Source organism: Streptomyces sp. NPDC003691, assembly GCF_053981115.1.
The window spans coordinates 1-1,073 of the sequence record NZ_JBSFNQ010000246.1 but is presented as its reverse complement, the minus strand read 5'-3'; the positions used below and the strand labels follow the sequence as shown (position 1 = coordinate 1,073).

Annotated in this window: 1 protein-coding gene; it reads left to right on the top strand. The window is 66.5% G+C overall.

The window, feature by feature from the left end; genetic code table 11:
* The coding region (locus ACWDR0_RS34990) for a polyketide synthase dehydratase domain-containing protein (RefSeq protein ID WP_456355861.1) at positions 1–1,073 on the top strand (1,073 nt) is incomplete at both ends.

Genomic DNA, 1,073 nt, shown 5'->3' with positions numbered 1-1,073 from the left:
ACCCCCCTCAACACCACCTACTGGTACGACAACCTCCGCCACCCCGTCCACTTCCACCAAGCCCTCACCCACCTCACCACCCACCACCCCAACCAACCCCTCCACACCATCGAAATCAGCCCCCACCCCATCCTCACCCCCGCCATCCACGACACCCACCCCACAACCACCACCACCCACACCCTCTACCGCAACCACCCCAACCACACCACCTACCTCACCAACCTCGCCCACACCTGGACCCACGGCACCCCCACCACCTTCCACCCCACCACCACCGGCACAGACACAGACACCGGCACCGGCACCGGCACCGCTACTACCAGCAGCACCACCGACACACCCCCCGCACCCCACACCCCCCTCCCCACCTACCCCTTCCAACACCACACCTACTGGCTCACCCCCACACCACCCACCACCCCCACAACCCCCACCACCCAACCCAACCCCCACCCCATCCTCACCACCAAAACCACCCTCGCCACCGACCACCACCTCTACACCGGAACCATCACCCCCCACACCCACCCCTGGACCACCCACCACACCATCCTCAACACACCCCTCCTCCCCGGCACCACCCACCTCGAACTCGCCCACCACATCGGCACCCAACACCACACCCCCCACATCAACGAACTCACCCTCCACACACCCACACCCACCCACCCCCACCAACCCACCCACCTCCAAGCACACCTCACACCCCCCAACCCCCAAGGCCACCGCACCCTCACCATCCACACCACCACCAACCCCCACACCACCCCCTGGACCCACCACGCCACCGCCACCCTCACCCCCAACCCCACCAACACCACACCCCCCACCCCACCCACCACCTGGCCCCCACCCCACACCACACCCATCAACCTCACCCACCACTACCCCACCCTCCACACCCACGGATACACCTACGGACCCACCCTCCAAGGACTCACCCAAGCCCACCAACACACCAACGGCACCCTCTACGCCCACACCCAACAACACCCCACCACCCACACCACACCCCACCAACACACCCTCCACCCCACCCTCCTCGACACCACCCTCCACCTCCTCCCACT